We start from the raw sequence: 25,614 nt of genomic DNA on the forward strand, positions 1-25,614 counted from the left end.
TTGCGATTGTCGTTTGCAGCAGCGGTCGCGACTGCGCTCATCGCCGTCACTCCCGCGCCAGCGACTGGACGTTGTCGGCGATCGCCCGCACCACTCGCTGCGTCACGGCAAGTTCGGCGGCATCGATACCTTGCAGCACTTCCGCCCGAATCTCGTCGGCAAGCCGCAGGATTTCGTCAGCGACGGAGCGACCGAACTCAGTCATATGGATCTGCTTGGCGCGCCGGTCGGAGGCCTCGACCCGCCGTTCGATGAAACCTTGCTTCTCCATGCCATCGAGCAGACGCACCAGTGTCGGCGTTTCAATATCGAGCTCATCGGCCAGCTCGCGCTGGTTCAAACCATCCTTCCGGGTCAAGGCGAAGAGCGCTCGGGCCCGCGACAGCGTGAGGCCTCTCTCCTTCACTCGAGCATCGAACACGGCCCGCAGCTTGCGATTGACCAGCGACAGGGCATCGAACAGTTCGCGGTTCACGGTGGGCTGATACATTGGTATCTTTTCCATATTACTAGCATGCTAATTATTTTCGCTCTATCTAATCCAAATGCGGGGGATTTTCAAGATCAGGATTTTGAGGCGGGGGAGGACGGCGCTAGACTTCCCCATGCCCCGGAAGGCTCGGGTGATTCGTCGCGTCAACGGCCAATTTTGTGGCAAGGCGAGATTCTACGCTTTTGTGAACCTGACCTGTGGATCAGTCGAACAACGGGAAAAGCGCGAGGCTGCGATGAGACGCTTTGCGAGTGTGTCCCCCCTGCACTTGACCCGGCTCGCGGTAGATCGCAAACCGGTGCCACACCAGACAAAGGCAGAGATAAAACGACATGAATGACGCGGCGCGAAAGCTATCCCCTATCGGCAAGGATCAGGCGGACCAGCACTATCGCGAGGCGCCGAACAACCTTGAAGCCGAACAGGCTTTGCTCGGCGCGATCCTCGTCAACAACGACGCCTTCTATCGTGTCTCGGACTTCCTGAAGCCCGTGCATCTGCACGAGCCGCTGCACCGCAAGATCTTCGAGGTTGCCGGTGATATCATCCGCATGGGCAAGACCGCGAACCCCGTCACCATCAAGACCTTCCTCAAGGCCGACGAGAAGGTCGGTGACCTGACCGTCGCGCAGTACCTTGCGCGTCTCGCTGCCGAAGCCGTGTCGATCATCAACGCGGAAGACTACGGCCGCGCGATCTACGACCTCGCTCTTCGCCGTTCGCTGATCACGATCGGCGAGGACATGGTCAATATCGCCTATGACGCGCCACTCGACATGCCGCCGCAGGGCCAGATCGAAGATGCCGAGCGTCGCCTGTTCGAACTCGCCGAGACCGGCCGCTACGACGGCGGCTTCCAGTCGTTCAACGATGCCGTCGCGCTCGCGATCGACATGGCGGGTGCGGCCTTCGAGCGCGACGGCAGCCTCTCCGGCATTTCCACCGGCATCCTATCCCTCGACGCCCGCATGGGCGGCCTGCAGCGCTCGGACTTGATCGTGCTTGCAGGGCGTCCCGGCATGGGCAAGACCTCGCTTGCCACCAACATCGCCTACAACATCGCCGCCGCCTACGAACCGGAAGTCCAGGCGGATGGTTCGTTCAAGGCCAGGAACGGCGGCGTCGTCGGCTTCTATTCGCTCGAAATGTCGTCCGAACAGCTCGCCACCCGTATCATCTCCGAACAGACCGAGGTCTCCTCGTCGAAGATCCGCCGCGGTGACATTTCCGAGGCCGACTTCGAAAAGCTCGTTGCCTGCTCGCAGATGATGCAGAAGGTGCCGCTCTATATCGACCAGACCGGTGGTATCTCGATCGCCCAGCTTTCCGCACGCGCCCGGCGCCTGAAGCGCCAGCGTGGCCTCGACTGCCTGGTGGTGGACTATATCCAGCTCATGACCGGCTCGGGCAAATCGAGCGACAACCGCGTGCAGGAAATCACCCAGATCACCACCGGCCTCAAGGCGCTCGGCAAGGAACTGAATGTTCCGATCATCGCGTTGTCGCAGCTCTCCCGTCAGGTGGAGAGCCGCGAAGACAAGCGGCCGCAGCTCTCCGACCTTCGTGAATCGGGCTCGATCGAGCAGGACGCCGACGTCGTGCTCTTCGTGTTCCGCGAGGAATACTACGTGAAGAACCTGGAGCCGCGCGACGAGTTCGACCCGAAGTACGAAGAGTGGAAGATGAAGATGGAGCAGGTGAAGGGCACGGCGGACGTGATCATCGCCAAGCAGCGTCACGGACCGACCGGCACCGTGAAGCTCGCCTTCCAGTCGGAATTCACGCGCTTCACCGATCTCGCCGATCCCTCCTTCACCCAGTACGAAGAACACTAGAGTTCCGTGGGGGCGGCCGGAGCGGGCTGGGAAAAATGTTTGCGGTTTCCCAGCCCGCTCTACTTCACAACGAGCCGCCCAAGCGTGATGGGCTCAACCGGCACCGCCTTTTACCAGGCGCCGCCTAGAACCTGACGCAACAGCGCCACCGAAACCACGCCGACGGCAACGGATGCCAAGAGCGGCAGCCTGGTTGCAGCAACCGCCGTCAAGGCAGCGGCAATCGTTTCGGCCGGGCCGGTGACCACTGCCGTCGGAGCGATGACCGCCATCAGAACCGCTGGCGGAATGGCCTCCAGGGCGCGCTTCTGGTTTTCTCCGATCGTCACATAGCGGATCAGCACGAGACCGCCGATGCGGGTCGCGACCGTCGCGACTGCCATGGCCAGGATCGCAAGCAAAGTGTTGAGATCGACGCTCATGCGTGGGCCTCCTTGTGTCCGCCTGAAAGCATAGCCACGACGACGCCGGCTGCAGCACCCGCCGCAATGTACCAGACGCCCGGCAGCAATTGATGCGTGACCACCGCCGCACAAGCGCTCGCGGCCAGAACGGCACCCGTTTCGCGCCCCTTCCAGAAACCCATGACCAGGATGATGAAAACGGCAGGGAATGCGAAGTCGAGGCCGATGACCTTGGGATCGCCCAGCAGGGCGCCAACCATCGCGCCCGTCAGGCTCGTCAGGACCCAGGCGCAGTAGAAGGGCACGGCGAGGCCGGCATACCAGGCGGGCGTGAGTTTGCCATTGCTCGCGCGCATCTCGGCCATGGCCCAGATTTCATCGGCGAGAAGCAGCATCGAGGCATAGCGCGCCGGCCCGGAGAAACCGTCAAGCTTGCTGCCGATCGAGGCGCTCATCAGCACATGGCGGATGTTGACGAGCAGAGCCGAGAAGCCGAGTGCGGCCCAGGACGCCGGATGTGTCCAGATATCCATGGCGACGAATTGCGACCCACCGGCAAAGACCAGTGCGCTCATTAGCGTCACCTCGGCCGGCGTCAGCCCCTTGGCCGCCGCCACGGCACCGAACACCAGGCCGATCGGCATGACGGCTACGATCAGCGGCATCATCGCGATCGCCGCGGCTCGAAATTCCTGCAACGCATTTCTTACCTGCAACGTCCCTGTCTCCATTCACACGAAACGGAGAACGTCTATAGGCGGAAGCGGGTCCCGTATTGAACGAAAGTGATCAGCCGGCGCGGAAGGCGCCGGGTGTCACGCCGGTGCGCGCCTTGAAGTGGCGGCTGAAATGCGCCTGATCGGCGAAGCCGCACTGATAGGCCGCATCCACCGCCGACCAGCCATGCCTGAGCAAGGTCTTGGCGGTGCGCACGCGCTTGTCGGTCAGAAAGGCATGTGGAGTGATATGGAATTCCTTGCGGAAGGCGCGGATCAGGTGCGCGCGGCTGAGCCCTGCGACCTTGGCGAGTTCCTCGAGCCCGACGTCTTCAGCATAATTCTCGATCAGATAGTCCCGCGCCCGATGCACAGGGGACTGCTCGCGCGTCTCGATCGGGGTGATGATCGTACTGCCGTGCCTCTCGAACATCGCCGCAAGCACGCCGAACATTCTTTCTTCGGCCTCGAGCGTGCCGCCTGCCAGCTCAAGCGTTCGGTGCGCTTGATGAAAGGACAAGGCGAGGTCCGGATCCTGCAGCACCCGCCTCGAGAAGGACGGCGTTCCCTTGAAAGCGCGACCGGTCACGTCCTCGATGATGTTCACCAGCAGATCGGCGCTCGGATAGACCATGCGATAACGATAGCCGCTGCCGCCGGGGTGGCCGTCGTGGATTTCGTCGGGGTTGATCAGGTAGAAGAACCCAGGGCCCGCCTCCGAACGTTCGCCCTTGATCTTGCTGATCTGCGAGCCGGCCTCGATCGCGCCGATGCTGAACGTCTCATGTGCATGCGGCGCGAATTCATGGGTAATGAAGGTCGCCGTCAGACATTCCATGCCCATAAAGCGAGGATCGCGCCAGAAGCGCGTGCGCTCACCGCCTTCAATCGGCATGACCTCTATGGCTTCTTCCTGCGAAATCGTCTGCATTGGGCAACCATAGTGACCCGAGGCGATCCCGTCTTGCACAAAAGTGCTCATCCTTCCTTCAGGGCCCGCGTGACGGCGATGCGACAGGCGAGCATTTGCGACCATGGGCCGTTGGCTGTATTGCTCTTCGTATCGTCCACGAAGAGTGTCCGGCATGCTCCCCCCAGAATTTCTTTCCGCCTCCAACCGCCTCACGATCGATCTCGGTGCGCTTGCCGACAATTGGCGGACGATGAATGCCCGCTCCGGCAAGGCGCGGGCGGCAGCGGTCCTGAAAGCGGACGCCTATGGCCTCGGCATCGATGATGCAGCCCCTGCCCTCTATGCCGCCGGTGCGCGCGACTTCTTCGTCGCCAATGCCGAGGAAGGTGCGGAACTGCGCCCCCTCGTTCCGGAGGGCCGCATCTACATTCTCGCGGGCATGTGGCCGGGCAACGAAGAGCTCTTCTTCGACAATGACCTGGTGCCGATCATCAATTCCGACGAGCAGCTTGCGGTGTTCATGGCGGCTCTTTCCGAGCGCGGCGACCACCCCTGCGTGCTGCATATCGATACCGGCATGAACCGGTTGGGTCTCTCGGTCGAGGCCGCCGTGGCGCTTGCCAATGACCCGGCGCGACCCGCAAGCTTCTCGCCAGTCCTGATCATGAGCCACCTCGCCTGTGCCGACGAACCGCAGCACCCGTTGAACGCCTACCAGCTCGGGCGCTTCCGCGAAGCGACTGCTGCCTATGAGGGTGTCGATGCAAGCCTTGCCAATTCCGGCGGTGTCTTCCTGGGCGCCGACTATCATTTCGAGCTCACCCGGCCGGGCATCGCCGTCTATGGCGGCGAGGCGGTCAACGATGCCATCAACCCGATGACCCCAGTGGTAACCGCCGAAGCCAGGATCATCCAGATCCGCGAGGTCGCGGCCGGAGGCACGGCGAGCTACGGCGCCTCCGCCCGCTTCGACAGAGACAGTCGCATCGCCACCGTCGCGGTCGGCTACGCCGACGGCTACCATCGTTCGGTCTCCGGCGGCGGCGTGACTCTACGGCAGGCAGCCCCGTCAGGGGCATTCGGCTTCCTGCACGGCAAGCGCGTGCCGCATGTGGGGCGCGTCACCATGGACCTCAGCCTGTTCGACGTCACCGACCTGCCGGCCGGTGCAGCGCGGCCGGGCGATTACATCGAGCTTTTCGGCCGAAACATCGCCATTGACGACGTGGCGCGCGCCGGCGGAACCATCGGCTATGAGCTGCTGACCAGCCTCGGGCATCGTTACATCAGGAACTATGTCGGCGCCGTCTGACGTGGCTTTCCTGCATTTTCCTTGCGGCCTTCGCTAAAATTCACCTTTTGTTCCGCGTTCCGCGGCATTATGTGACGACGAAGGTGATTCTTCTGTCGTCGGCGGCATCGCCTCGCATGTGTGCCGGCGGCTCCCAGATTTCGAAAGTCCGATCCTGATGGCGAAAGCCCGTACCCAATTCATCTGCCAGAACTGCGGCACCGTCCACACCCGCTGGGCGGGCAAATGCGAAGGCTGCGGCGAATGGAACACGATCATCGAAGACGATCCGACAGCGGGCATCGGCGGCGGTCCGACGCGCGCTCCGAAGAAGGGCCGCCCGGTGGCGCTCACCACGCTTTCCGGCGAGATCGAGGACGCGCCGCGTATCCAGACCGGCATTTCGGAATTGGATCGGGTGACTGGCGGCGGCTTCGTGCGCGGCTCCGCACTGCTCGTCGGCGGCGATCCCGGCATCGGCAAATCGACGGTGCTGATGCAGGCGGCCGCCGCACTTTCGCGCCGCAAGCACCGCGTCATCTATGTCTCCGGTGAAGAGGCCGTTGCTCAGGTGCGTCTGCGTGCGCAGCGCCTGGGTGCTGCCGATAGCGACGTGCTGCTGGCCGCAGAGACCAATGTCGAGGACATCCTGGCAACGCTTTCGGAAGGCAAGCGCCCCGATCTGGTGATCATCGATTCGATCCAGACACTCTGGAGCGACATCGTCGATTCGGCGCCCGGCACGGTCACCCAGGTGCGCACCGGCGTGCAGGCGATGATCCGCTTCGCCAAGCAGACGGGAACCGCCGTCGTGCTCGTCGGTCATGTCACCAAGGAGGGCCAGATCGCCGGCCCTCGCGTCGTCGAACACATGGTCGATGCGGTGCTTTACTTCGAAGGCGACCGCGGCCACCACTACCGCATCCTGCGCACCGTCAAGAACCGCTTCGGCCCGACCGACGAGATCGGCGTTTTCGAAATGTCGGACAAGGGTCTGCGCGAAGTCGCCAACCCGTCGGAACTGTTCCTCGGAGAACGCAACGAAAAATCGCCGGGTGCCGCCGTCTTTGCCGGCATGGAAGGCACCCGCCCCATTCTTGTCGAAGTGCAGGCGCTCGTCGCGCCGACCTCACTCGGTACGCCGCGGCGCGCTATCGTCGGCTGGGACTCGGCCCGCCTGTCGATGATCCTCGCTGTGCTCGAAGCCCATTGCGGCGTACGCCTCGGCCAGCACGACGTTTATCTCAATATCGCCGGCGGTTACCGCATTTCCGAGCCGGCCGCCGATCTAGCTGTGGCTTCCGCACTGGTTTCATCGCTTGCCGGGCTTGCCCTTCCGGCGGATTGCGTCTATTTCGGCGAAGTCAGCTTGTCGGGCGCCATCCGGCCGGTTGCGCATACCGCACAACGCCTTAAGGAAGCCGAGAAACTCGGGTTCTCGCAGGCGGTCCTGCCGTCCGCGTCCACCGAATTGCCAAAAAACGGCAATGGCCGATGGAGCGAAATGGAAAGCCTGCCGGATCTGGTGGCGCGCATCGCGGGATCGCGAAACGCGCTGAGACCGGTGGAGGACGAAGATTGAAGTTGCGGATGCCGCAGACCGTCCACTACTGCATAATTCCTTAAATCGGGATCGATTTAAGGACAAAGTTATGCAGCAGGTCTGAGCGCTACAGCGACCTTTGCGCGCCCGAAAGGACGCGCGGCGCTGTAGGGGCCGCGAAGAGGCTGAAAATGCCCTGAACGTCAAGCAGGGCCGATGGCGGATAGGCTTGAGGAGACCCGGACGAACCGGGTCCGGAGTAAGGACAAAATGCCCATTACAATTCTCGACGGTATCGTTCTCGGCGTCGCCCTGTTTTCCGCAATCCTGGCCATGGTTCGAGGCTTCTCGCGCGAGGTGCTCTCGGTCGCGAGCTGGGTGGGTGCGGCCGCGGCCGCCTATTTCCTCTACCCGCAGCTTCTGCCCTACGCCAAGCAGTACACCAACAGCGATACTGTCGCGCTGATCGGATCGGCGGCGGTGATTTTCCTGGTCGCGCTGATCATCATTTCCTTCATCACCATGCGGATTGCCGATTTCATCATCGACAGCCGCATCGGCGCGCTCGACCGCACCCTCGGCTTCCTGTTCGGCGCCGCCCGCGGCATTCTTTTGGTCGTCGTCGCCATGCTGTTCTTCAACTGGCTCGTCGCGCCGCAGCAGCAGCCGACCTGGGTCACCCAGGCGAAATCGAAGCCGCTGCTCGACAATCTCGGCAACAAGCTGATCGCGCTTCTGCCTGAAGAAGCCGACGCCACCATTCTCGACCGCCTGCGCGGCAAGGACACCACCGGCGAAGGTGAAGGCGAAGCGCCGGCGGCGACCCCCGGCCAGACACCGTCGACGACGCCGGAGCAGGCGCCCGCCGACGACGCACCGGCCACCAACGGCTGAGACAGGAACGATTTGCCGACAAAGCCCGCCCCGCGGGCTTTGTCCTTTTGGGGAATAACGCTTGCAGCCGTTTTCAGCTAAGATCGCTTGAAGATGGCGGGCCTGATCACGATATGCGCACCGGTACGGAGCAAAGGCGACAGTGATGACCGATCTGAGATCCATGGAAATCCACGATGAACTCGAAGGCGATGAACTGCACGAAGAGTGCGGCGTCTTCGGCATATTGGGGCACTCGGACGCGGCGGCGCTGACGGCGCTCGGCCTGCATGCGCTCCAGCATCGCGGCCAGGAAGCCGCCGGCATCGTCACCTTCGACGGCAAGCAGTTCTGCACCGAAAAGCGCATGGGCCTCGTCGGCGACCACTACACCGACCCGGCGACGCTGGCAAAGCTCCCCGGCTTCATGTCCATCGGCCACACCCGCTACTCGACGACGGGCGAAGTGGCGCTGCGCAACGTCCAGCCGCTCTTTGCCGAACTTGAAGTCGGCGGCATCGCGATCGCTCACAACGGCAACTTCACCAACGGCCTCACCCTTCGCCGTCAGTTGATCGCCGATGGCGCCATCTGTCAGTCGACCTCCGACACCGAAGTCGTCCTGCACCTGATCGCCCGTTCCAAGCAGGCCTCCTCGTCCGACCGCTTCATCGACGCCATCCGACAGATGGAAGGCGGCTACTCGATGCTGGCGATGACGCGCACCAAGCTGATCGCCGCGCGTGACCCGATCGGCATCCGACCGCTCGTCATGGGCGAACTCGACGGCAAGCCGATCTTCTGCTCCGAGACCTGCGCGCTTGACATCATCGGCGCAACTTACGTCCGCGATGTCGAGAACGGCGAGGTGATCATCTGCGAGATCCAGCCCGACGGATCGATCTCGATCGATTCTCGCAAGCCGGAGGTATCGCAGCCGGAACGCCTCTGCCTGTTCGAATATGTCTATTTCGCCCGCCCGGATTCGGTCGTCGGCGGCCGCAGCATTTACGTGTCGCGCAAGAACATGGGCATCAATCTCGCCAAGGAGGCGCCCGTCGAAGCCGATGTGGTGGTTCCGGTACCGGACGGCGGAACGCCGGCCGCCCTTGGCTATGCCCAGCAGAGCGGCATTCCCTTCGAATACGGCATCATCCGCAACCACTATGTCGGCCGCACCTTCATCGAGCCGACGCAGCAGATCCGCGCCTTCGGCGTCAAGCTCAAGCACTCAGCCAACCGCGCGATGATCGAAGGCAAGCGCGTCATTCTGGTCGATGATTCGATCGTGCGTGGCACGACGTCGGTGAAGATCGTGCAGATGATGCGGGAGGCCGGTGCACGCGAAGTGCATGTGCGGGTCGCGAGCCCGATGATCTTCCACCCGGATTTCTACGGCATCGACACGCCGGATCGCGACAAGCTGCTCGCCAACCAGCATGTCGACCTCGCCTCCATGTGCCGCTACATCGGGGCAGACTCGCTCGAATTCCTGTCGATCGACGGCCTCTATGAGGCGGTCGGCGGCGAGAAGCGCGATCCGAAGGCGCCGCAGTTCACCGACCACTATTTCACCGGGGACTATCCGACCCGCCTTCTCGACCAGGAAGGCGCCAGCAATGTCCGCAAACTCTCGGTTCTCGCCAGCAACGGATAATCAGACAATAAAATGACGATCGATCTCAAAGGCCGGGTGGCCGTGGTCACCGGCGCATCGCGCGGTATCGGCTATTTCACCGCTCTCGAACTGGCCAAGGCCGGTGCCCATGTCGTCGCCTGCGCGCGCACCGTCGGCGGGCTTGAAGAACTCGACGACGCGATCAAGGCTGCGGGCGGTTCGGCGACGCTGGTGCCCTTCGATCTCGCCGACATGGCAGCGATCGACAAGCTCGGTGGCGCCATCAACGAGCGCTGGGGCAAGCTCGACATCATGGTCGCCAATGCCGGCGTGCTCGGCACGATCTCGCCGATCGGCCATGTCGAGGCGAAGGTGTTCGAAAAGGTGATCAACATCAACGTCAACGCCACCTGGCGGCTGATCCGCTCGCTGGAGCCGCTGCTGATCAAATCGGACGCCGGCCGTGCGCTGATCCTGTCTTCAAGCGCCGCGCATAAGTGCAAGCCCTTCTGGGGGCCCTACTCCGCATCGAAGGCCGCCGTCGAGGCGCTCGCTCGCACCTGGGCCGGCGAAACGCAGCGCCTGCCGCTGCGCATCCTCTGTGTCGATCCCGGCGCCACCCGCACGGCGATGCGCGCGCAGGCGATGCCCGGCGAGGACCCGGAGACCGTGCCGCATCCGTCCGAGGTCGCCGCCAAGCTCTTGCCGCTCGTTGGTCCGCAGCAGACCGAGACCGGCAAGCTCTATATCGTCCGCGAAGACAAGATCGTCGATTACAGGATGCCGGAGTAAGCTTCGACGCGCTTTCCAAACAAAGAGGCCACCGTGTCACCACGGTGGCCTTTTTTTGTACCTTGCTGAAACTCAGTCAGTCCTTGTCACCCGGCAGGCCGTCCCCACCCGTCGACGGGTGCGCCGGCCAATCGCCGCCGTACTTGCGCTGCCAGGAGCGCGCGCCGAAGGGCAGCGTGATCAGGTAGCCAAGGGCCGTCACTGCCATCGTCTCCCAGGTGTAGGTCATCAGCGTTGCGACATAGAAGACGACACCGAGAATGGCCGGCAGGACGAGATCGCGGCGCACACGGCTATTTTCCGACTTGCCGGACCAGACCGGCAGACGGCTGACCAGCAGGAAGGCGATCAGCACGGTGTAGGCCGATGCAATCAGCGCGAAGGTGCGTTCAGGTGCCAGGCCCAACAGCCCCAGATAGACCGGCAGCAGCACCAGCATTGCGCCCGCCGGCGCCGGCACGCCAACGAAATACTCCGACTGCCACGGCGCCTTGGACTGGCGCTCGGCCATGACGTTGAAGCGCGCAAGCCGCAGGCCACAGGCGATCGCGTAGATCAGCGCCGCGATCCAGCCGATCGAGCGGGCCTGATCCAGGATGAAGACGTAAAGCACGAGCGCCGGCGCAACGCCGAAATTGATGATATCGGCGAGGGAGTCCATCTGGCCGCCAAAATTCGACGTCGCCTTCAAGAGGCGTGCAACGCGGCCGTCGATGCCGTCGAGGAAGGCCGCGAGCAAGACCATGGCAACGGCAAGCTCGATGCGGTTTTCGAAGGCGAGCCGAATGCCCGAGAGACCGGCACAGATCGCCAGCACCGTGATCAGGTTCGGGATCATCAGGCGCAGCGGTATCTCGCGCAGCCGAGGACCACGACCGGTGTCGTTTGAACCGCTCGCGTCGCCGGTAGCTTTCGGCGGTTCGGCTGGGTTTTCCTGTTCAGAGCCTTCCATGTACACTCCTTATGCGCGACGGCTGAGGACCGGGCCCTTGGCCGAGCCGAACTCGGCAAGCACGGTCTCGCCGGCAACGGCAGTCTGGCCGACGCTGACGCGCGGCTCGGCTCCTGCGGGCAGGAAGACGTCGAGGCGCGAACCGAAGCGGATCAGGCCGAAGCGTTCGCCGGCCTCCAGCGAGCCGTTTTCATACTTCCAGCAGAGAATGCGACGGGCAACGAGGCCGGCGATCTGGACGACGCCGATCGCGCCGTGCTTGGTCTCGATCACCAGGCCGTTGCGCTCGTTCTCGTGGCTGGCCTTGTCAAGCTCGGCATTGACGAACTTGCCGGCGCGGTAGGCGACGCGGGTGATGGTGCCGGCCATCGGCGCACGGTTCACATGGCAATTGAACACGTTCATGAAAACTGAAACGCGGAGCATCGGTTCCGAGCCGAGGTTCAGCTCTTCCGGCGGCAGCACCGTTGCGATCGACGAAACGCGGCCATCGGCCGGGCTGATCACCAGATCGTCGTCGATCGGCGTCATGCGTTCAGGGTCGCGGAAGAAATAGGCGCACCAGGCGGTCAGCACGAAGCCGATCCACATCAACGGCTCCCACAGGAAGCCAAGCACCAGCGAAACGACAAAAAAGATCGCGACGAAGCGATAGCCTTCCTTGTGCACCGGTACGAGCGTGTTGCGGATCGTATTGACCAGGCTCATAAACTCTACTCCAGATTTTCCGTGGAACGTGAACTAGCGCGAAATGCCCCGGCGGGCAACGTTGCCCGCCAGACAGCGACAAAACGCGTCGCGCTCAGAAAAGAAAGACACACCATCAGATCGCCGGCTCGCCGCGGGTAACGATGCCGAGATCGTCGCTTTCGCGCACGCGCTTCAACTGCTCCTCGGCCTGCGTTGCTTCGCGCTGGCGGCTCCACATCGACGCATAGAGACCGTCGCGGTCGATCAGCTCGCCATGGGTGCCGCGCTCGGCGATGACGCCATCCTTCAGCACGATGATCTCGTCGGCGTTGATTACGGTCGAAAGCCGGTGGGCGATCACGAGCGTCGTGCGGTTGCGCGAGACCACGTCGAGCGCTGACTGGATTTCCTGTTCCGTGCGCGTGTCGAGTGCCGATGTCGCCTCGTCGAGGATCAGGATCGGCGGCGCCTTGAGAATGGTGCGGGCGATCGCAACGCGCTGCTTCTCGCCGCCCGAAAGCTTCAGGCCCCGTTCGCCGACCATGGCCTGGAAGCCCTCCGGCAGCGTGCGGATGAACTCGGCGATCTGCGCGGCTTCGGCCGCCGCCTCGACTTCGGCTTCGCTCGCCGAAACACGGCCATAGCGGATGTTGTAGGCGATGGTGTCGTTGAAGAGCACCGTGTCCTGCGGCACCATGCCGATCACCGAACGCAGGCTCTTCTGCGTCACTGTGCGCACGTCCTGGCCATCGATGGTGATCGCCCCTTCCTGCACGTCGTAGAAGCGATAGAGCAGCCGCGAGAGCGTAGACTTGCCGGCACCGGAGGGACCGACGACGGCGACCGTCTTGCCGGCCGGCACTTCGAAAGTGATGCCCTTCAGGATCGGACGTGCCGCGTCATAGGCGAAATGCACATCCTTGAAGGCGATGGCGCCCTTGCCGATGACAAGTTCGCTCGCATTCGGGCGATCCACCACTTCGGCGCGCACGTCGAGCAGGTCGAACATATGCTCGATGTCGGTGAGCCCCTGACGGATTTCGCGGTAGACGAAGCCGATGAAGTTGAGCGGGATCGCAAGCTGGATCAGCATGGCGTTGATGAAGACGAAGTCACCCAGCGTCTGTTCGCCGCGCTGCACGGCCAGCGCCGACATGATCATCATCACGGCCGTACCGGCGCCGAAGATCAACGCCTGACCGAAGTTGAGCCAGCCTAGCGACGTCCAGACCTGGGTCGCCGCCGCCTCGTAGCGTTCCATCGACTTGTCGAAGCGACGGGCTTCCATCTCCTCATTGCCGAAGTACTTGACCGTCTCGAAGTTCAGCAGCGAGTCGATCGCCTTGGTGTTGGCGTCGGTGTCGCTGTCGTTCATCGAACGGCGGATGGCGATGCGCCAGTCGCTCGCGCGCACGGTGAACCAGATGTAGAGCCAGACGGTGACGGCCGTCACGAACAGGTAGCTGAAGCCGTAGCCCCACCAGAAGATCACCGCCGTCAGCAGGAATTCGATCAGGGTCGGCACGCTGTTGAGGATTGTGAAGCGGACGATCGTCTCGATGCCCTTGGTGCCGCGCTCGATGACGCGCGAAAGCCCGCCGGTGCGCCGCTCCAGATGGAAGCGCAGCGAGAGCTGGTGCATGTGGACGAAGGTCTTGTAGGCAAGTTGGCGAACCGCGTGCTGGCCAACGCTTGCAAACAGCGCATCGCGAAGCTGGTTCAAGCCGGCCTGCAGCAAGCGCGCGAGATTGTAGGCGAGCACCAGCATCACCGCGCCGGTGAGGAACTGAGGCAGGAAACCCAAGGCATCCGGCTTGCCGTTCAGCGCATCGGTTGCCCACTTGAAGGAATAGGGAACGAGGATCAGGACGACCTTGGCGATGATCAGAATGACCGTTGCCCAGATGACCCGGAGCTTGAGATCGGCCCTGTCCGTCGGCCACATATAGGGCCAGAGATTGGCGATCGTCTGCAACGGATTGCTCGTATCGGCCGAAACAGTTTTCTTCTGGGGTGCCACGTTCTGATCCGCTCTTACGTTTCGCGCTGCTTGACGGCTTAGGGAGCCCCACGAGCCTTGCCGCACCGTGCTTTCCCTCTACAGCGCCGTCATCACCGTTCAATGAAAAGCGGCGCCTCGTTGAAGGCGCCGCCCTTGATCGAGAGATAGGCATCCATCGCCGCCGCCGCAATGTTGTTGGCGGGCGATCGACTGCCTATCGCTCGTGTTTCATGTGCTTTTTGTGAATCTCGCGCGACTCATCGTCCGGCAGCGCCTTATCCGGCACACCGAAAACCTGTCCCGGGCGAATGCGGTCCGGGTCTTCGATCTGGTCCTGGTTGGCCAGGTAGATCGTGGTGTATCGCAAGCCGGCACCATAGACGCGACGCGAAATCTGCCACAGCGTGTCGCCGCGACGGATGATCACGGAGGATTTGCTCTCCTTGAGCGGCTCCTGCTGGACCGTCTGAGGCTCTTCCTGCTGGGGAGCAGCCGCGGCAGTTTCAGTGCTTGGCGTCGTCGCGGCGTCGCTCGCCACTGCGCTGCCTGCACCCATCGCCTTCGCCAGCTCACCCTGCGCCGGGGCATTGCCCTTCGGCAGGGCCCGCGCGTCCGACGCCGGCGTCGCGCTGCCGCGCTCGGCCAGAACCGGACCAACGCTCGCGTCGACCTTGGCAAGCGCCGAAGCAACGCTCGGCGCATCCTGCGGCGCGGCCTTCAAGGCTGCCAGCGCATCGGCTGCCGCCTTCGACGCCCGTGCCGAGGCCGCGGCCAGCGCCTGATCGGAGTTGTCGGCGAGCCGGAAGTCGGCCAGCGACTTCAGAGCGATCTCAGTTGCGGAACGCGCTGCGGCGAGTTGCTCGCCTGTCGGGACCTTGCCATTGGCATAGAGCCCCTTCAACAGAGCCAGCGCCTTGCCTGCCTCGGCGCGTACGCCATCAAGACCGGCTGTCGCCGAGGGCGTGCCCGACGGCGCCACGGCGGCGACCTGCGAGCCTGCGGGGCGGTCGAAGGGAACCGAAGCGCGCATAGCGACCTTGGTGCCATCCTCGTTCAGCATATCGGCGCGGATGATGTGGCTGCCAACGGTCAACTCGATCTCGCCATCGACGACGAAATTGCCCTTGTCGTCGGCCTTCATTTCTCCGAGCAGCTTGTCATCCGCATAGACGCGCACCAGCGCACGCGGCCTGGCGCTGCCCGCGACGAACATCTTGCTTCCCTCGATCTCGACGGCACTCACCTGCAAGCCGGGAACACCGAGCGCCTTTGCCGGAGCCGAGGATGCGTCGCCGGTCGCGAGCGGCGTCTGCGTCGCAGTCGATGCGACCTCGGCCGGCTTGTTGTCGGTCCCTTGCTCGCTTTCGGCCTTGGCAGCTTCCGGCGTCGCGATCAGTCGGCTTGCCTCACCTGGCTTCGACACCATGGCGAGAAGTTGACCGGAGGGGTCCTTGGGAACCGAAACGGTCGCAACTTCCTCGGAACTCTTCACCGTGCCGTCTTCACCGGTGCTGCGCAGCGTCAACTGATAGTCGCCAGCCGGCAGAGGCTTGTCGAAGACGGCCGCAAAGTCACCCGTCGCGCCGACATCGGCGGTACCGACAACGGTGTCGCCGCTCAGAATCTCGAGCTTCGAACCGGGCTCGGCGTGCCCAGCGATCACGGTCGATCCATCGGGCTCCACGCGCAGCACATCGAAACCGGGCACGTCCGGATTTTCGGCGGGTGCGTTCGTCGGCGCAGCATTGGCTGTCTGTTCGGCCTCACCGGCCTTGGCGTCCAGCGGCTTCGCGGTTCCTTCGGTCGCCTGCGGGCCGCCGGTGCCAGCAGCAGTCTCGTTCGATTGGCTCGCGTTGCCTGCAGCCGGTTCGTCCGCCGGCTTCTTGCCGTCACCACGCAGGTTCGGTTGCACCACGAATACCATCAACGCTGTCGCTGCCACGAGGACAGTAATGGCCACCCAGCCGGCCTTATTTTTGATCATGCCACTCTCCACACGGAGCGGAGCAACGCTCCGCGCATGCCCTCTCATCGGCCTGCGGTGCGGGCTTGCGCCATTCATTATAGCGCAACAGCAAGCGAACCGTCCGATTTCTTCAATCAATCCCTGAAATTGCTAGCGATTCGCGATTCGGCACACAAGCAGTCAAGGGCGCCGCAACCGCCGGAAACCCAGCTTTCCCCTCATTTTTCTTGACCCATGCTGCGCTGCAATGTTTTTTGGGGGCATGAGCACTGAGAACAGCACGATTCGATCCATCTGCGTCTATTGCGGTTCACAGCCGGGACGCGACAACGCTTACATGGAAGCCGGCCGCGCACTTGGCCGCTCGATTGCCGATCACGGTCTTCGCCTGGTCTATGGCGGCGGCACGCGCGGCATCATGGGAGCCGTGGCCAGCGGCGTCCTTTCCAACGGCGGCGAAGTCACCGGGATCATCCCGGAATTCCTGATGGACAAGGAAGCCACCCGGCATTCGCTCGGCCAGCTGAACGAGCTGATCGTCACCGCCGACATGCACGAGCGCAAGCACACGATGTTCGAACGGGCCGACGCTTTCGTGGCGTTGCCGGGCGGCATCGGCACTCTGGAAGAGATCGTCGAGATCATGACCTGGGCGCAGCTTGGCCGTCACCGCAAGCCGATGGTCTTCGGTAACATCAACAACTTCTGGCGGCCGATGCTGGATCTGCTGCAGCACATGCGCGAGGAGGGTTTCGTACACACGGCGCACCTCGTGCAGCCGCTCGTCGTCAATGATGCGGTCGACATCGTTCCGACCATTCTTGCTGCTGCCAGTGGTGGCAACGGGCGCGAGGGCGAGGCTGAGATCATTTCGAGGCTTTGATCTTTTAATTTCCGGACAACAAAAAGGCGCGCTCACCGGCGCGCCTTTTTCGTTTTTGTCCCATTCGCTTGTGTTACTCGGCCGGACTCGCCTGCAATGCTGCGCGACGCGCACGGCTTTCGGCCAACATCGCGCCCGAATAGATCACCAGCGCCGCCCAGATCAGGCCGAAGGCAATGAGCTTCGCGGTGCCGAAGGGCTCGTGGAAGACGAAGACGGCGATCAGGAAGATCATCGTCGGGGCGATGTACTGCATGATGCCGATGGTCGACAGTCGCAGCAGCTTGGCGCCGTTGGCATAGATCATCAATGGAATGGCGGTGACGACACCACAGGACATCAGCCAGAGAATATCGGCCGTGCCAGTATCGCCGAAATGCCCCTGCCCGGTCGCCTCGAGCCAGATGATGTAGCCGATCGCTGGAACGCTGAGCAGCAACACCTCCAGGAAGAAGCCCTGGTTCGGACCGACCGGCAGCGTCTTGCGGAAGAAAGCATAGAAGCCCCAGGACAGGCAAAGGCCGATCGACACCCACGGCAGGCCGCCGGCATCGAAGGCGAGCACGGCGACGGCCGATGCCGCAAGCGCGATCGCAACCATCTGCGCCGGGTTCGGCTTTTCCTTCAGCAGCACCGCGCCGAGGAAGATCGAAAACAGCGGGTTGATATAGTAGCCGAGCGCCGTCTCGATCGCGCGGCCGGCGCCAATCGCCCAGACATAGATGCCCCAGTTGATGGTGATCAGCACGGCGGTCAACGCCGCCATGCGCAGCATGCGCGGAGAGCGCAGCGCGACCTTGATGTCATCGGTACGACCGAGCCAAAGCAGAACCAGACCCGCGAGCGGCACCGACCACACGATCCGGTGCGCCACCACTTCCGGCGCCGGAATGTGTGCGACGGCCTTCATGAAGAAAGGCAGAAAGCCCCAAAGCAGATAGGCGGTCAGCGCGAAGGCAAAGCCTCTCGCGGAATCGGTATTTTCGGCGGGTGCTTTCGCGTTCGGCTCAGCCATAACATCTTTTCCTGGTGTGTTTGGCGGAGCCGTGGTGGCAACGGGCCGCTCTCCGGTCGCTCCTGCATGCGTCCTTAAATCGCATCCGATTTAAGGACAAAAACATGCAGCAATTCAAAGTGCTACAGCGACCTTTGCGCGTCGGATAAGACGCGCGGTGCTGAAGGGAAGGCGCGGCTTACCAACCGACAAAGCCTCCCACGGATGCGTCCTACTCCAACGCCCGGGAATGCACCAATTCATTTCCGTGAAGAGATGGTGAGTTTTGCTTATCATCCCACCGCAGTGGAGCCTGCCCTACCTCGCCGCCGACGTCATTCGGCGGCAATCAGGCCGACATGGTCGCGGTTCTTCAACAGCTTGAAGATGATGCTGTCCATCAGCGCCTGGAACGAGGCGTCGATGATGTTGTCGGAGACGCCCACCGTCCACCAGCGCGCGCCAGTTCCGTCGGTCGACTCGATCAGCACGCGCGTGATCGCCTCGGTGCCGCCATTGAGGATACGGACCTTATAGTCCGCCAGTTCGAGATCTTCGATTTCCGACTGGTACTTGCCGAGGTCCTTGCGCAGCGCCAGGTCGAGCGCATTGACCGGGCCATGGCCTTCGGCAACCGACATCATCGTCTCGCCGTCGACCACCACCTTCACCACCGCTTCCGATACGGTCTTCAAATGACCGTTGGCGTCGAAGCGGCGCTCGACCATCACCCGGAAGCTTTCGACGTGGAAGAAATCCGGCACCGTGCCGAGGATGCGGCTTGCCAGCAGCGCGAAGCTCGCATCCGCCCCCTCATAGGCATAGCCGGTCGCTTCCCGTTCCTTGACGATGGCGATCAGCTTGTCGAGTTTCGGGTCGTCCTTGCTGACGACGATGCCGCGGCGCTTCAGCGCGTTGATGAAATTGGCCTTGCCGCCCTGATCGGAGACCATGACCTTGCGCAGGTTGCCGATGCTTTCCGGCGCGACGTGCTCATAGGTGCGCGGGTCCTTGAGCAGCGCCGAAGCATGGATGCCGGCTTTGGTGGCAAAGGCCGATGCGCCAACATAGGGCGCCTGCTGGTCCGGCGAGCGGTTCAACAGCTCGTCGAAAGAATGGGCGAGCTTCGTCAATTCCTGCAGGCGATCGGCATCGATCGCCGTTTCGAAGCGATTGGAATAGGTCTCCTTGAGCGCGAGCGTCGGGATCAGCGTGACGAGATTGGCGTTGCCGCAACGCTCGCCGATGCCGTTCAGCGTTCCCTGGATCTGGCGCACGCCGGCTTCCACCGCCGCCAGCGAGTTGGCGACCGCCTGGCCGGTGTCGTTGTGGGCATGAATGCCGAGATTGGCGCCCGGCACGCCGGCAGCGATCACAGCAGTGACGATCTCGCGCACCTCCGGCGGCTGCGTGCCGCCATTGGTGTCGCAGAGCACAACCCAGCGGGCGCCGGCTTCAAAAGCGGTCTTCGCGCAGGCGAGCGCGTAAGCCGGGTTGGCCTTGTAGCCATCGAAGAAATGCTCGCAGTCGACCATCGCCTCACGACCGGAGGCGACCACCGCCTCGACAGAAGCGCGGATGTTGTCGAGGTTTTCCTCGTTCGTGCAGCCGAGGGCGACCTCGACATGATAGTCCCAGCTCTTGGCTACCAGACAGATGGCGTCGCTTTTTGCGGCAAGCAGGGCCGCGAGGCCCGGATCATTCGACGCCGAAACCCCGGCGCGCTTGGTCATGCCGAAGGCGACGAAAGATGCCCTCTGCGTGCGCTTGCGCGTGAAAAACTCGGTATCGGTCGGGTTCGCGCCGGGATAGCCGCCCTCGATGTAGTCCATGCCGAACGCGTCGAGCAGACCCGCAATCGCAATCTTGTCCTCGACCGAAAAGTCGATGCCGGGCGTCTGCTGCCCGTCCCGTAGCGTCGTGTCGAAGAGGTAGATGCGTTCCCTGGTCATGGCTAATCGTCCAAATGCTCGGTTCTTGCTGGTCTTACTCGGTCTTGCCTGCGTATCGGTCCGTCGCCCGGATCAGCCGGTCGAGAATGCCGGGCTCGGAATAGGCGTGCCCTGCCCCTTCGATCAGATGGAGCTCGGACCCCGGCCAGGCCTTGTGCAACTGCCAGGCGTACTTCGCCGGGCACGGCATGTCGTAGCGCCCGTGGATGACGACGCCGGGAATTCCGCGAAGCCGGTGAACATCCCGCAACAATTGGCCGTCGTCCATCCAGCCGGCATTGACGAAGAAGTGGTTTTCGATGCGCGCGAAGGCATCGGCATATTCGTCGTCGGCGAAAGGTGCGCTCGTCGACAGTTCCGGCAGCAGCGTAATCGTCTCGCCTTCCCAGATGCTCCAGGCCTTGGCGGCGGCAAGACGCGTCGCCTTGTCGTCGCTCATCAGGCGGCGGTGGTAGGCGTGCATCATCTCGTGCCGTTCGTCTTCCGGGATCGGCGCGATGAACCGCTCCCATTTGTCCGGGAACATCTCCGAGACGCCGAACTGATAGTACCAGTCGAGCTCGGCCTTCGTCAGCGTGTAGATGCCGCGCAGCACGAGTTCCGAAACCCGCTCCGGGTGCTTCTCGGCATAGGCGAGCGCCAGCGTCGATCCCCAGGAGCCGCCGAAGACCAACCACTTGGCGACCCCAGCCTGTGCGCGCAGCCGCTCGATATCGGCGACGAGATGCCATGTGGTGTTGGCCTCGATCTTCGCGTGCGGAGTCGACTTGCCGCAGCCGCGCTGGTCGAACAAAGTCACATCATAGAGCGCCGGATCGAACAGGCGACGATGGTTGGCAGAAATCGTGCCGCCCGGTCCGCCATGCAGGAAGACGGCAGGCTTGGCGCCTGGCGTGCCGACCTTTTCCCAATAGATCACGTGACCGTCGCCGACATCGAGGTGGCCCGATGCATAGGGTTCGATTTCCGGGTAGAGCGTACGCAGTACAGTCGTCATTTTCAGTCTTTCGTCAGCGGCCAGTGCACGGTGTCGTAGTCCGGGTGCTGGCGGTTCGTTTCGAGTATGATCAGATGGCGGGTGGCGGACACCTCGCTGCCGTCATCCGTCTCTTTTTCGGGCAGTCTGGCGAGCCGCGAAAACCACAGCACGCGCGACTCGACGCCGGCCTGATAGACGGGCAACACGTCATCCGGATCGTCGAGCGAACCGAGCGTGATATTGATGAAATCCGCATCCGGCATGTCATAGAACAGCGGCGTGCCGCAGTCGCTGCAGAAGCCGCGTCGAACCAGATGCGACGAGCGGAACCAGGACGGCTGGCCGCGGGTAATATCGAAACTGTCGCGCGCGACATTCGCCAGCGGCATGAAATAGTTGCCGGCCGCCTTCTGGCACATGCGGCAATGACAGATATGCGGATCCGCGAGCGTGCCTTCGGCACGGTAGCGGACGGCGCCGCATTGGCATCCACCGGTATAGATGCGGGCGATGGTCACCGGAATGCCCCCGAAGGGTGCCATTGCTCGGTCTCGTGATCCGGGTGCTGGAAGGAGATGATGCTCTCCTGCCGCGCGTAGAAGTCCTGATCCTCCAGCACCGGCTGCTCGAAGATGGTATCGACCCAGGGCAGCCGCGACGCGTGATTGACCTGGATTTTCGGCGCGAGATCGGTGCGATCGTCAAAGGTGCCGATGGCGATCTCGAGGCCGCCGGGGTGCCGGTAGGTCATCGGCGTGCCGCATTTCGGGCAGAAGCCGCGATCGATGTTGACCGAGGACTGGAAATAGCTCGGCTCATCCCGCGCCCATTCGACGCCGTCCTTCGGCGCCGTCACCAGCGCCGAGAAGAACGAGCCGAACTGCTTCTGGCACATGCGGCAATGGCAGATCGACGGACGGCCAAGCTGCCCCCGGATACGGAAACGGACTGCGCCGCACTGGCATCCGCCTGTTCGAACGTTTTCGCTCATCGTCTTTCCTCCGGGGGCCAGGTTTCGGTGTCGTGGTCGGGATGCTGGTAGGAAACGAGATTGGTCAGGAATTCGATCGCGTCCGGATCTTCCATCGTCTGAACGCCCGGCAGATCGGCCACGTGATCGACATAGGGCAGCTTGCCCTCGATGCCCCACTGGATGGTGGGCACGATGCCTTGCGGCTCGTCGAAGGTGGCGATGGCGAGCGCCATGCCATCCGGTGCCTCGTAGGTCAGCGGCGTGCCGCAATCGGCGCAGAAGCCGCGTCGCGCGGCGTTTGACGACTGAAAGCGCTTCGGCTCGCCGCGCGTCCAGGTCACATGGGCGCCGCGAACGGAAACCAAGGGCATATAGAAGTTGCCGCTCGCCTTCTGGCACATGCGGCAATGACAGACGGATGCGTCACCAAGTTTGCCCTCGACGCGGAAGCGGACCGCGCCGCACTGACAGCCTCCGGTATAATAGGGCCTGTTGTCGAGACTCATCGCAACCCCTCCTCAAGCCGGCGCGTGGCAGACGGCTTCGATGTTGTTGCCGTCGGGATCGAGTACGAAGGCCCCGTAGTAGTCGGGGTGATAGTGTGGCCGAAGCCCGGGCTTGCCGTTGTCGCGCCCGCCGGCGGCCATTGCCGCTTCGTAGAAGCCGTCGACTTCGGCGCGGCTTCTTGCCGAAAACGCATAGTGCCGTCCCGGACCGGTGGTCGCCTCATGCAACCAGAAGACCGGCCGTTCGCGGCCATAGCCGCCAACCTTGACGCCGCCGGTATGTTCCACCGGCACCATCATCAGCAGCGAGGCGCCGAGCGGAGCGAGGGCCTTGTCGTAGAACGACCGCGCCCGGTCGAAATCCGAGACGGGAATGCCCGTGTGGTCGATCATCGCACGAACTCCTCTTTCATGCATGCTCTCCGCGTTTCCGCCGTTCCTGGAGGCATTGTCCGATCCCGCTCAAAGGGATCGGACAAAACTCGCCGCCGGGCTCGCGATCACCGTTTGATGTCCCAGGTCGTCACACGCTCGCCGGTTGCCGCATCCTTGCCATCCTTGAGCTGGATGCCCTGGGCGAGAAGATCGTCGCGGATCTTGTCGGCCTCGGCGAAATTCTTCGCCTTCAGCAGTTCCAGGCGGGCGCGGACACGGCCGTCGATGTCGCGTACCACGCCCTCGTCGAGTTCGACCGCCTCAGGCACAACGCCGATCAGCGCAGCACTGGCGGCGAAGGTGCCGAGCAGCTTCGGATCGGCCGCCGCCTTCTGGGCGAGCGCATGGAGCGCCTGAACCGCAGCGACGGTGTTGAGGTCGTCGGCGAGCGCCGCCACGACGGGCGGATCGGCCTCGCCCTTCGCCTCGCCCGGCACAGGCCATTTCGAAAGCAGGTGCTCGGCTTCCTCCAGCCGCTTCACCGAGAAATCGATCGGTTCGCGGTAATGCGTCATCAGCATGGCAAGCCTCAGCACGTCGCCCGGCCACTGGCGACCGGCAAACTTCTCCGTGTGCAGCAATTCGTAGATGGTGACGAAGTTGCCCTCGGACTTCGACATCTTGCGGCCTTCGACCTGCAGGAAGCCGTTGTGCATCCAGACATTCGCCATCACTTGCGTGCCGTGGGCGCAACGGGACTGGGCGATCTCGTTTTCATGATGCGGGAAGATCAGGTCGAGCCCGCCGCCATGAATGTCGAAGACCTCGCCGAGATAACGTTTGCTCATCGCCGAGCACTCGATATGCCAGCCCGGACGGCCCCTGCCCCACGGACTGTCCCAGCCCGGCTCGTTGTCGGCCGAAAGCTTCCACAGCACGAAATCGCCGGGATTTTTCTTGTGCACTTCCACGGCAATGCGGGCGCCGGCCTGCTGTTCGTCGAGGTTGCGCTTTGAAAGCTGACCGTAGTCGGCCATCGACTTGGTATCGAACAGCACCTCGCCGCCCGCCTGATAGGCATGCGCCTTGGCAAGCAGCTTTTCGATGATATCGATCATCTGCGCGATGTTGTCGGTCGCCCTCGGCTGCACGTCGGGATCGAGGCAGCCGAGCGATTTGGCGTCCGCCAGAAACTGCGTTTCGGTCTTCTCTGTCACCCGCCGGATCGCTTCATTGAGCGGCAGGGTCGGATAGTCGCGCAGCGCCCGCGCGTTGATCTTGTCGTCGACGTCGGTGATGTTGCGGGCATAGGTCACGTGCTCCGCGCCATAGACGTGGCGCAGCAGCCGGAAAAGCACATCGAAGACAATCACCGGCCGGGCATTGCCGATATGGGCATAATCATAGACCGTCGGGCCGCAGACATACATGCGGACGTTGTCGGGATCGATCGGCCGGAACTCGACCTTCTCCCGCGTCAGCGTGTTGTACAGCTTTAGTGTCGGCGCTCCGCCCATTCCCAATCTCCATATGCATACGACCGTCGAAACACGGCGCCCGGGCGGCCCGCGCGTTTGTCATCTTGGATTTTAGGAGACGAAAACGGCCAGGCCAGCGGGACGCTAGCGAATAATCTTCCGGCAGATAATGCAGATAACCGTTTTCATAGGCTCACTTATCGCGCGTCGCCTGTGCTCGGTCAAGAGGTCAGCCGCATGCAAGCACAGTAAGCTATCGAAAGGGAAACGGCGGCCATGGATTTGTCATGATTGGGCTTATCTGAGAGCGCCACGCGGAAAACAGATTCGCGGTGTAGTTGGTTCTGCACCACGGTTCCTGTCTCCGGAGAACAGGGAGGAGCGTCGTTTTCGCGCTGAATGACGAGAACGGCATGTATCCGGTTCAGGTAAGCATCAAGGAGTGAGTGCAAGTGAAAGCCGCAAAGACCAAAGACGTCGCCAAATCCGCAAATCTCATCGAACAGTATCGCCCGCTCGGCCTGAAGGCCGTACTCGCCGCCGCGCTGCAGGCAAAGGTGAAGCCTGCGACCAAGCTGACCAAGCGGCCCGCCTGACCCTCAGAACAGGGACATCTGTGCGTTAGCCGGTTCGGCCGGTTTGCTCTCGGGTCGAGCGTCCGGCGCGACCTTGGGCGTCACCGCCTCCTGAATGTCAGGGCCGGCATTGGCAACCTTGTTGACTTTGTCGGAAACGGGGATCGCCTCGAAGTAATCCTCCGCCACGGGGCCGAAGAGATCGACAATCTCGCGCGGCTCCTGCGTCTTGCAGTCCAGCCAGCGGGCGAAATCCTCGGGCTTAATGACGACGGGCATACGGTCGTGGATCTGCCGGATCGAGGCATTGGCCGCCGTCGTCAGGATGGCGGCGGTGTCGACTTCCGAGCCATCGGCCGACGACCAGGTCTCCATCAGACCGGCGAAGGCAACGATCCCGCCCTTGCGCGGGCGCACCCAATAGGCTTGCGACGGCTCGCGGCTGCCTTTCGGCGGCCGGCGCCACTCGTAGAAGCCGGAGGCCGGCACCAGCACGCGCCGGTGTCGCATGGCCGCCCGGAACGATGCCTTTTCAATCGCCGATTCGGCGCGGGCATTGATCAGCAGCGGAAAGTCACGCGGGTCCTTGACCCACCCGGGCATGAACCCCCAGCGCACGAGGACCGCCTTGCGTTCCGGAAGATTGCTGCCGGGCTGAGCCCGTTCGCCGGAAACGACGACCATGATCGGCTGGGTGGGCGCTATGTTGAAGCGCGCCGGAAAGTCTTCGCTTTCCAGCAGCGCAAATAATTCCAACAATTCTTCCGGCGTCGCCGTCAACGCAAAACGTCCGCACATGACACGGATGTGG

General features: G+C 63.0%; 25 protein-coding genes. 8 read left to right on the forward strand and 17 right to left on the reverse strand.

The genetic code is table 11. The features are described from left to right. Positions 1 to 46 precede the first annotated feature (46 nt). On the reverse strand, positions 47 to 490 hold the full coding sequence (locus AC070A_RS19440) for a MarR family winged helix-turn-helix transcriptional regulator (RefSeq protein WP_057252722.1): 444 nt from the start codon (positions 488 to 490) through the stop codon (positions 47 to 49). 335 nt (positions 491 to 825) lie between these two features. Here AC070A_RS19440 and AC070A_RS19445 point away from each other — a divergent pair, with 335 nt between their 5' ends. Next, a complete protein-coding gene (locus AC070A_RS19445) occupies positions 826 to 2,328 on the forward strand; it encodes a replicative DNA helicase (protein WP_058320236.1) in 1,503 nt (500 codons plus the stop codon). Between the two features lie 110 nt (positions 2,329 to 2,438). Here the strand turns inward: AC070A_RS19445 and AC070A_RS19450 are convergent, their stop codons facing one another. The 3 genes from AC070A_RS19450 to AC070A_RS19460 form a co-directional block, all read right to left on the reverse strand. Further along, the gene (locus tag AC070A_RS19450) at positions 2,439 to 2,750 is read right to left on the reverse strand and encodes an AzlD family protein (RefSeq protein ID WP_113479452.1); all 312 of its coding nucleotides are present in this window, start codon (positions 2,748 to 2,750) and stop codon (positions 2,439 to 2,441) included. Next, the gene (locus AC070A_RS19455; RefSeq protein WP_113479495.1) at positions 2,747 to 3,400 is read right to left on the reverse strand and encodes an AzlC family ABC transporter permease; all 654 of its coding nucleotides are present in this window, start codon (positions 3,398 to 3,400) and stop codon (positions 2,747 to 2,749) included. Before AC070A_RS19455 ends, AC070A_RS19450 begins: the two co-directional genes overlap by 4 nt. Positions 3,401 to 3,521: 121 nt before the next feature. Further along, on the reverse strand, positions 3,522 to 4,379 hold the full coding sequence (locus tag AC070A_RS19460) for an AraC family transcriptional regulator (protein ID WP_058320238.1): 858 nt from the start codon (positions 4,377 to 4,379) through the stop codon (positions 3,522 to 3,524). Positions 4,380 to 4,533: 154 nt separating this feature from the next. On the opposite strand from AC070A_RS19460, the gene alr reads away from it, so the two are divergent. The 5 genes from alr to AC070A_RS19485 all read left to right on the forward strand — a co-directional run bounded on the left by alr (position 4,534) and on the right by AC070A_RS19485 (position 10,478). Then, the gene (gene alr / locus AC070A_RS19465; protein ID WP_113479451.1) at positions 4,534 to 5,673 is read left to right on the forward strand and encodes an alanine racemase; all 1,140 of its coding nucleotides are present in this window, start codon (positions 4,534 to 4,536) and stop codon (positions 5,671 to 5,673) included. Between the two features lie 157 nt (positions 5,674 to 5,830). Continuing rightward, the gene (radA, locus tag AC070A_RS19470) at positions 5,831 to 7,234 is read left to right on the forward strand and encodes a DNA repair protein RadA (RefSeq protein WP_057252727.1); all 1,404 of its coding nucleotides are present in this window, start codon (positions 5,831 to 5,833) and stop codon (positions 7,232 to 7,234) included. 231 nt (positions 7,235 to 7,465) lie between these two features. Next, complete coding sequence (locus AC070A_RS19475) at positions 7,466 to 8,089, forward strand: CvpA family protein (protein ID WP_057252728.1); 624 nt, start codon at positions 7,466 to 7,468, stop codon at positions 8,087 to 8,089. 145 nt (positions 8,090 to 8,234) lie between these two features. Continuing rightward, the gene (gene purF, locus AC070A_RS19480; protein ID WP_057252730.1) at positions 8,235 to 9,725 is read left to right on the forward strand and encodes an amidophosphoribosyltransferase; all 1,491 of its coding nucleotides are present in this window, start codon (positions 8,235 to 8,237) and stop codon (positions 9,723 to 9,725) included. Between the two features lie 12 nt (positions 9,726 to 9,737). Next, positions 9,738 to 10,478 carry an SDR family NAD(P)-dependent oxidoreductase gene (locus AC070A_RS19485; RefSeq protein ID WP_113479450.1) on the forward strand — a complete coding sequence of 247 codons (741 nt, stop codon included), beginning with the start codon at positions 9,738 to 9,740 and terminating at the stop codon, positions 10,476 to 10,478. Between the two features lie 76 nt (positions 10,479 to 10,554). On the opposite strand, the gene pssA is transcribed toward AC070A_RS19485, so the two are convergent. The 4 genes from pssA to AC070A_RS19505 all read right to left on the reverse strand — a co-directional run bounded on the left by pssA (position 10,555) and on the right by AC070A_RS19505 (position 16,106). After that, positions 10,555 to 11,430, reverse strand: coding sequence for a CDP-diacylglycerol--serine O-phosphatidyltransferase (pssA, locus tag AC070A_RS19490; protein ID WP_113479449.1), 876 nt, complete (start codon positions 11,428 to 11,430; stop codon positions 10,555 to 10,557). 9 nt (positions 11,431 to 11,439) lie between these two features. Continuing rightward, a complete protein-coding gene (locus AC070A_RS19495) occupies positions 11,440 to 12,138 on the reverse strand; it encodes a phosphatidylserine decarboxylase (protein WP_058320241.1) in 699 nt (232 codons plus the stop codon). Positions 12,139 to 12,253: 115 nt separating this feature from the next. Further along, a complete protein-coding gene (locus tag AC070A_RS19500) occupies positions 12,254 to 14,140 on the reverse strand; it encodes an ABCB family ABC transporter ATP-binding protein/permease (protein WP_113479448.1) in 1,887 nt (628 codons plus the stop codon). A gap of 196 nt (positions 14,141 to 14,336) precedes the next feature. Next, positions 14,337 to 16,106, reverse strand: a complete 1,770-nt coding sequence (locus AC070A_RS19505) for an Ig-like domain-containing protein (protein ID WP_113479447.1) — start codon at positions 16,104 to 16,106, stop codon at positions 14,337 to 14,339. Positions 16,107 to 16,350: 244 nt separating this feature from the next. Between AC070A_RS19505 and AC070A_RS19510 the strand changes: the two genes are divergently transcribed. After that, positions 16,351 to 16,971 (forward strand): LOG family protein, encoded by a 621-nt coding sequence (locus AC070A_RS19510; protein WP_058320243.1) that lies wholly within the window; start codon positions 16,351 to 16,353, stop codon positions 16,969 to 16,971. A 73-nt stretch (positions 16,972 to 17,044) separates the two neighbouring features. On the opposite strand, the gene rarD is transcribed toward AC070A_RS19510, so the two are convergent. The 8 genes from rarD to cysS all read right to left on the reverse strand — a co-directional run bounded on the left by rarD (position 17,045) and on the right by cysS (position 24,267). Next, positions 17,045 to 17,986: an EamA family transporter RarD gene (gene rarD, locus AC070A_RS19515; RefSeq protein ID WP_113479446.1), complete on the reverse strand. Its 942-nt coding sequence runs from the start codon at positions 17,984 to 17,986 to the stop codon at positions 17,045 to 17,047. Between the two features lie 314 nt (positions 17,987 to 18,300). Continuing rightward, positions 18,301 to 19,917, reverse strand: coding sequence for a citramalate synthase (cimA, locus tag AC070A_RS19520; RefSeq protein WP_057252743.1), 1,617 nt, complete (start codon positions 19,915 to 19,917; stop codon positions 18,301 to 18,303). Positions 19,918 to 19,951: 34 nt separating this feature from the next. Then, on the reverse strand, positions 19,952 to 20,914 hold the full coding sequence (gene pip, locus AC070A_RS19525) for a prolyl aminopeptidase (protein WP_057252745.1): 963 nt from the start codon (positions 20,912 to 20,914) through the stop codon (positions 19,952 to 19,954). Positions 20,915 to 20,916: 2 nt separating this feature from the next. After that, on the reverse strand, positions 20,917 to 21,438 hold the full coding sequence (locus AC070A_RS19530; protein WP_057252746.1) for a GFA family protein: 522 nt from the start codon (positions 21,436 to 21,438) through the stop codon (positions 20,917 to 20,919). Beyond that, positions 21,411 to 21,887 (reverse strand): GFA family protein, encoded by a 477-nt coding sequence (locus AC070A_RS19535; RefSeq protein ID WP_057252748.1) that lies wholly within the window; start codon positions 21,885 to 21,887, stop codon positions 21,411 to 21,413. The genes AC070A_RS19530 and AC070A_RS19535 overlap by 28 nt, the downstream gene beginning before the upstream one ends. Beyond that, positions 21,884 to 22,375, reverse strand: coding sequence for a GFA family protein (locus AC070A_RS19540; protein WP_057252749.1), 492 nt, complete (start codon positions 22,373 to 22,375; stop codon positions 21,884 to 21,886). Before AC070A_RS19540 ends, AC070A_RS19535 begins: the two co-directional genes overlap by 4 nt. Before the next feature lie 12 nt (positions 22,376 to 22,387). Beyond that, positions 22,388 to 22,768, reverse strand: coding sequence for a VOC family protein (locus tag AC070A_RS19545; RefSeq protein ID WP_057252751.1), 381 nt, complete (start codon positions 22,766 to 22,768; stop codon positions 22,388 to 22,390). Between the two features lie 107 nt (positions 22,769 to 22,875). Further along, positions 22,876 to 24,267: a cysteine--tRNA ligase gene (cysS, locus tag AC070A_RS19550; RefSeq protein WP_057252753.1), complete on the reverse strand. Its 1,392-nt coding sequence runs from the start codon at positions 24,265 to 24,267 to the stop codon at positions 22,876 to 22,878. Positions 24,268 to 24,680: 413 nt separating this feature from the next. Here cysS and AC070A_RS19555 point away from each other — a divergent pair, with 413 nt between their 5' ends. Then, positions 24,681 to 24,824 (forward strand): hypothetical protein, encoded by a 144-nt coding sequence (locus AC070A_RS19555; protein WP_176907119.1) that lies wholly within the window; start codon positions 24,681 to 24,683, stop codon positions 24,822 to 24,824. A gap of 3 nt (positions 24,825 to 24,827) precedes the next feature. On the opposite strand, the gene AC070A_RS19560 is transcribed toward AC070A_RS19555, so the two are convergent. After that, complete coding sequence (locus AC070A_RS19560) at positions 24,828 to 25,601, reverse strand: SOS response-associated peptidase (RefSeq protein WP_058320248.1); 774 nt, start codon at positions 25,599 to 25,601, stop codon at positions 24,828 to 24,830. Positions 25,602 to 25,614: the final 13 nt, after the last annotated feature.

It is taken from the genome of Ensifer sp. GW101-20A05 (genome assembly GCF_059424735.1).